The sequence below is a fragment of the Sphingobium limneticum genome, from assembly GCF_008710155.1.
Classification (GTDB): Bacteria; Pseudomonadota; Alphaproteobacteria; order Sphingomonadales; family Sphingomonadaceae; genus Sphingobium; species Sphingobium limneticum.
Genome location: NZ_VYPZ01000061.1, coordinates 1 through 5,982 on the forward strand (window position 1 = coordinate 1; position 5,982 = coordinate 5,982).

At 57.9% G+C, this 5,982-nt stretch carries 3 protein-coding genes and 2 pseudogenes; 2 read left to right on the forward strand and 3 right to left on the reverse strand.

Annotated elements, in window-relative coordinates; genetic code table 11:
* Window positions 1-275: 275 nt before the first annotated feature.
* The 3 genes and pseudogenes from F4U94_RS23680 to F4U94_RS23690 all read right to left on the reverse strand — a co-directional run.
* A pseudogene (locus F4U94_RS23680) lies at window positions 276-728 on the reverse strand (efflux RND transporter permease subunit); the annotation flags it as partial.
* A 235-nt stretch (window positions 729-963) separates the two neighbouring features.
* A pseudogene (locus F4U94_RS23685) lies at window positions 964-1,668 on the reverse strand (IS6 family transposase); the annotation flags it as partial.
* Between the two features lie 142 nt (window positions 1,669-1,810).
* On the reverse strand, window positions 1,811-2,914 hold the full coding sequence (locus F4U94_RS23690) for a glycosyltransferase family 2 protein (RefSeq protein ID WP_207212453.1): 1,104 nt from the start codon (window positions 2,912-2,914) through the stop codon (window positions 1,811-1,813).
* A gap of 372 nt (window positions 2,915-3,286) precedes the next feature.
* Between F4U94_RS23690 and F4U94_RS23695 the strand changes: the two genes are divergently transcribed.
* Both F4U94_RS23695 and F4U94_RS23700 read left to right on the forward strand, forming a co-directional pair.
* Window positions 3,287-4,600: a lipopolysaccharide biosynthesis protein gene (locus tag F4U94_RS23695; protein ID WP_150412341.1), complete on the forward strand. Its 1,314-nt coding sequence runs from the start codon at window positions 3,287-3,289 to the stop codon at window positions 4,598-4,600.
* Window positions 4,597-5,781 carry a hypothetical protein gene (locus tag F4U94_RS23700; protein ID WP_129927641.1) on the forward strand — a complete coding sequence of 395 codons (1,185 nt, stop codon included), beginning with the start codon at window positions 4,597-4,599 and terminating at the stop codon, window positions 5,779-5,781. Before F4U94_RS23695 ends, F4U94_RS23700 begins: the two co-directional genes overlap by 4 nt.
* The last annotated feature ends 201 nt before the right edge of the window (window positions 5,782-5,982 follow it).

Consider the following 5,982-nt stretch of genomic DNA (forward strand, 5'->3'; position numbering starts at 1 on the left):
TCAACCCACTCCCTATGATGGAGCGAACTGTCCTCTTCTATGATTTCCATCGTCAATACCGAATGCCACGTTCCCAAAACGTTCTCCGACTTGGCCAAAATCGCAGCTTGGGGCCGACTGGGCCAACCGAGATGGCGGCACGAGCCACCACGCTCCGGCACCAATCGCCCGATGGATCCTGAAACAAGTTCAGGATGACGCAAGGCGGGGGCGCGATGTCCGCTCCCCACCCCTTCTTGCCGTTTCGCTTAGGGTGTCATTTCGCCCTCAGCCGGAACCGACCCCACCAATGCCGTCATCAGCACCGGCCGCACGCGCTCCATCGCCCCGTCGATGATCGCCGTGTCCTCGTCCTCGCCATCCTCCCGGTGTTTTCGGATCGCGCCCATCATCACGAGCCCGTTGAGGACGGCCACGCCCGAGAGTGCGATGAACCCGACCGCTGCGGTGATCGAGAACGGGATGCCGCGAAGCAGCAGCGCGAACACCCCACCCGCCAGCGCCATCGGCACGGCCGAAAACACGATCGCGGCCGGCACCAAGTCACCCAGGGCCATGTAGAGCAGCCCGTAAATCGCCAGGAAGCAGATCGGCACCACGAGGGCCAAGCGCAGTCGTGCCGATTGCAGGCTCTCGAACGTGCCGCCCCAGCCCGTATACATGCCGGGGGGGAGCTGCATCGCGCCGATCTTTGCCTGCGCGTCCTGGACGAAGCTGAGGGCATAGCGTGGAAAGTACGCCAGACAACGCTAAGGGCGAACAATTGGTGAACGCTTACGCGACGCGGATATCTTGCGGCAGGTTCAGGGCCTTCCGGCCAGCGGATGCGGCAGCATTATCCCAGAGGAAGTCGCCGGAAAAGGCGATATGTTCCCAGCCTACTGGGGAGGTGCTGTCAGTCTTATGCGAACCGCTCTCCACCGGGCGCATTTCGGCCCGGCCGCGCCAGTCTTCACCCCATGACGATCTCCACTCGGCCAAGGCGGCCAAGGCGGCCGAGCGGCGTTCGCGATAGGTTTGTCGATCAACGAGATGGCGCTCAAGGGCGAAGTGGTTGTGGACGGAAGCATGAACTGAAGCGAATTTCTGTAACGAACTCATCCGCCGAAATCGCTGCATCGCGCGTTCTCTTCGTCGGAACGGCAGGTGCGTATTCTCGGCCCGATTGTTGAGGTGCAGTCCCATCTCCCGGCGACCCAGATTGCCCAACTCACGCATCGCCGCCGGGTAGGATTTCAGGCCGTCGGTGGTGATCCGCTCGGGTGAACCATGGCGCTTCAACGCCTTCTTCATGAAGCGCAAAGCCGCGGATTTGTCACGTTTCCTGGTAACGTAGCTCTCCAGGATTTCACCTTCATGGTCGACCGCCCGCCAAAGATAAACCATCTCGCCGTTGAGCTTCACGTACATCTCGTCGAGATGCCAGCGCCAGTGCCGAAAACCCCGCATACGGTTCACTCGTTGGCGCCGGATTTCACCGGCGAACATCGGACCGAACCGATTCCACCAGAACCGCACCGTCTCATGGCAGATGTCGATCCCACGCTCGAACAGCAAGTCCTCGACATTCCGCAGCGACAGCGGAAACCGCACATACATCATCACCACCAGGCGGATCACCTCAGGTGACGAATTGAAGTAACGGAAAGGATTGGGTCGCAGGCTCATCAGCCACCAATACCAGCCCCCTGTCTCGCCTGCCAATTTCCTCTGACAATGCCTCAAAGGCGCGATCCGCGCCCATTCCTCACCGGTCAAATCACACGGATAAGGCTTCGCCGTGCCATCAATCGAAGGCTGGCGAAATCCCTCAAGTCCGATTTTCCGAACGGCCTCTTAACGTGCGCGAAGCCGCAGCGAAAAGGCACAGCTTCAGGATCACCCATCGACCGACGTTCCGCCGCCGCAAATGCTCCCGAGTCAGGCATGAAAATGTCATGGGAGAGCAATCATCCATCATATCGCGATATCGGGCGATCTTGCTGGAAATGATATTCCAATCGTCACGAAACAGTCTGGCACTCAAGAGGCGGTAGGAAATTTTAGTAAACTCTTTCCCGCAGAAATTTGACACTGCATAAAGCGTATCATCATCTATATTTGAAATTTTATTGGTCAATGACTTTGAGAATCCCATCAAAGCGAAGGCAAGATCGTCATTTTTCTTGTCATCAAATTTTCCGCGGGTTCTCGAGACAATTCCCGTAATGCTGTCAGATCGAACTCTGTAAACAACCCAAGGCTCCGCAGCATAGTAAAAGCTGCTCGCCTTCAGAAACAACCAGGGTGTGGTTGCAGCATCCTCAAAGCACCTTCCAATAGGAAATCTCAAATCATCCGACCATAATTCACGACGCGATATCTTTGACCAGGTATGCATGCGACGGCTTTCGAAGATGCCCCGCACCAATATCTCGCGATCATCCTGAAAAACTCCGGATTTACCGGAAAATGACGCATAATCTTTGCCCATCTTGCGATAGTCACACATCACAATGTCGGGTGAACAGTTGTCAAGAATGCCACGTAGGCTCTTTATCGCGCCCGGGAATATTTCATCGTCTGAATCGACAAACCATACATATTCACCTGTCGCGGCTTCCACCATCGTGTTGCGCGCGGCGCTGAGGCCACGGTTCTCGGGGTGACGCAAAAGCCCGATGCGCCCATCATACTCCCTGCAAATCTCTTCGCAGAGCTGGAACGAGCCATCAGTCGAAGCATCGTCAAGCAAGATAATCTCAACACCATCCCCATCAATCTGATTGATAATGGGGACAACGCATTCGCGGAGATAAGGTAATACGTTATATACCGGAATGAGGATGCTAAGCCACTTGTCCGACGATTGGGCAACGTGAATGTCACGTTTTTCACGCGCGCGCGATGAACACTCAGCCTGCTGCAAAACCACTACCTTCGTCCAAAATCCGCGCGCGCAAGAGGTGCTGATAGATCCCCTGTCACCGCAATTCAAATCCGCAGTCCAACGCAAATCCGCAGCCCGCAAGCCCCAATCGCCCCCCTCGAAGAAGTCATTGGCAAGAGGCGTGAATCTTATCCGCCACTCGCTGAGTGGGCAGGATCGACCATCAGCCAACCCCGGCGACTCGATGGAGGCCGGCCAGTCTCAGAGGGCCTCGCTCTCGCCGCGTCAGGAACGCTGGATTTCCGCGCCCGCCAATTGGGGTGTACAAGCGCCCGGAAATGGATATGGGGTCTTTTGATGGAACCCCAACCCAGCCTCGGCGCGCGCTGCTGCTTCGCCTGTTGAGAGAGAAGCGGCATGGCAAAGAACGCCGACAAAAAACCCTTTGCCCGCATTCTTAAGCACCTGAAGTGGATCGCCACCGGCAAGGGATATGGCGCGGTCCTCAGCCTCGTTTATCTGGCGATTATCACGCGATCGCTGGGTCCGGCCCAATATGGCGCCTTCTCGCTGATCCTCAGCACCACGATGACCCTGCAATTGGTGCTCGGATTCAATGTCTGGCAGGTGCTGGTCAAATATGGGCATGAGCATATCCAGAGCAAGGATTTCGATGCCCTTGCCTGCCTGATCCGCTTTTGCACAATAATCGACCTGCTGACCGCATCGCTCGGGATCCTTGTCGTGGCGTTGATCCTCTGGCTGGGCAGCGACGCACTGGGCATGACGGGCGATCTTGCGTGGCAGACATTCGGCTATGCGGTGGTCATATTGCTCTCCATCCGCAATGTCCCGCGCGGCATGTTGAGGCTGCAGTGCGAATTCAAGCTGTCCTTCATGGCCGAGTCCGTGGTGCCAACGGTCAAATTCGCGGGATCACTGCTGGCCGTGCTGATCCATCCGTCGGTTTCGACGTTCCTCTGGACATGGGCGGCCGGGGAACTGGCAAGCACCCTGGTATTCTGGGTCGTGGCGCGGCGGAAATTTCGCCACCAATTCGGACGTCCACAAGGCCGCCGCTGGTATCGGGCGTGGCGCGAAAATGATGGGCTGCCATCGCTGTTGGTCGCGACCAACATCGGCGAAACCGCTTATGCTGCGGGACAGCAATTGCCCGTCCTGCTGATCGGCTTTTTCGCGGGCACGGCCGAAGCCGGGCTTTACCGTCTGGCGCATCAACTGACGCAAACCCTGTCGGTAATCGCCGGGTTCATCAATCTGGCCAGCTACACCGAAATGGCCCACCTTCACGCCAAGGACGGGCTGCAAAAAATCAAACCCCTGTTTATCAGGATCGTGCTGATTTCCCTGGGGACGGCGGCCGTGCTGCTGCCGGTGATCATATTTCTCGGCAAACCGCTGCTTTTGCTGATGTCAGGCCCGCAGTTTCTCGGTGCATACCCCTTCCTGCTGGTGCTGGGCCTTGCCGCAGCGATGCAGATTGTCAGCGTGACCAGCGAATCCCTGCTAATGGCGGCCGGGCGTTCCAAAACGCTGATCGCCATCCGATTGATCGGGACCGCGGTGTTGCTGGCGATGTTGTTCGTCCTGCTGAACGGTTTCGGCGCCATTGGCGCGGCTTGGGCGAGGGCGCTGACCGAAGCGATCAGCCTGGGCCTGATCCTGGGGGCCTGCTACCTCATTCTGCGCAAGGTTAAACCCGCTTCATGACGAAACGCATTCTGTTCCTGTTCAATCATGACGCGGCCCATCAGGCTGCCCATATCGCCGGGATTGCAGGCCATCTGGCTCAGAATGCGCCTTCGATTCAGGTCGTAGTCGCGTGCGGCACACAGGCCATCCAACGGACCGTCGCCTCGATCATCCCGGCGACGGCGCACGCCAATATCGAATGGGTGCAACTGCAAGTTCCCAGGTCGGCCGCCCGCTGGCTGGAACCGCTCAACAGCGTCGCCCCGATGATGCGGCTTGCCCGGCTGCATTATAATCTGGACCTGTTCGCCAGTGTCGATCTGCTCGTATCGACCGAGCGCACCTGCCTGCGGATCAAGCACCGCCTTGGCGAACGCGGCCCGCTTTTTGCTTATGTTCCGCATGGATCAGGCGACCGCAACGTCGCCTATCACCCGGATCTCGCGCATTTCGATCTGCTGCTGCTGAGCGGACCCAAGCTGGTCGACGAAATGGTGCGTCACGGCATCACCAGCGCCGAAAAATGCCGCGTTATCGGCTATCCGAAATTCGACACGATCGATCCGGCCCTGCGCAAGCGTTTCTTTGCGAATGACCTGCCGGTCTTTCTCTATAATCCCCACTTCGACCCGCATTTGTCATCCTGGTACAGCATGGGCAATTCGGTGCTGGACTATTTCTATCGCAATCAGGACCGGTTCAACCTGATCGTTGCCCCGCACGTCATGCTGTTCCGAAAGAAAATCCACTATTCTCTGGAATATCGCACGCTGAAGGTGCGGCCGGAAATCGATGAGCGTTATCGCAGCGCATCCAATATCATAATCGATCTCGACAGCCCAAACCTGTTCGACATGAGCTACACCATGGCTGCCGACGCCTATATTGGCGACGTCAGCAGTCAGGTATATGAATTCTTGCTGCATCGCGGCGCCTGCTACTTTCTTGATCCGCTCGGCCGGCCTGCGACGGGGCCGGCAGAACGGTATGAATTCTGGCGCAATGGCGAAGTGTCGTACGGCTCGGCCGAACTCGCGACGCGCGTTCCGCTATGGCAGGAAAGCGCCGCCAGCCATTTGGCTGAGCAAGACAGGCTCTTTGCCTATACAATGGATTACCAGCCGGGACGCAGCGCGAGCGAACGCGGCGCCGAGGCTCTGGCTATCTATCTGGGCGAACGTCTCGCAGCAGCACGCTGAGGCCAAAATCCGTCCCGGAATGAAGACGCCGGAAATGAAGCCACCGAAGGGAGCTGTCAGTCAGAGGGCATAGCGGCCCCTGTGCATTATTCGGCCACAGATTCACGGTAGGCGAGCTTGAGGGACGTCGGCGCCAGCTTCTCTGCCAGGGATTGCGCTACGTAAGCCGTCGCGGCCACACAAAAAGGCCGGCACAACGGC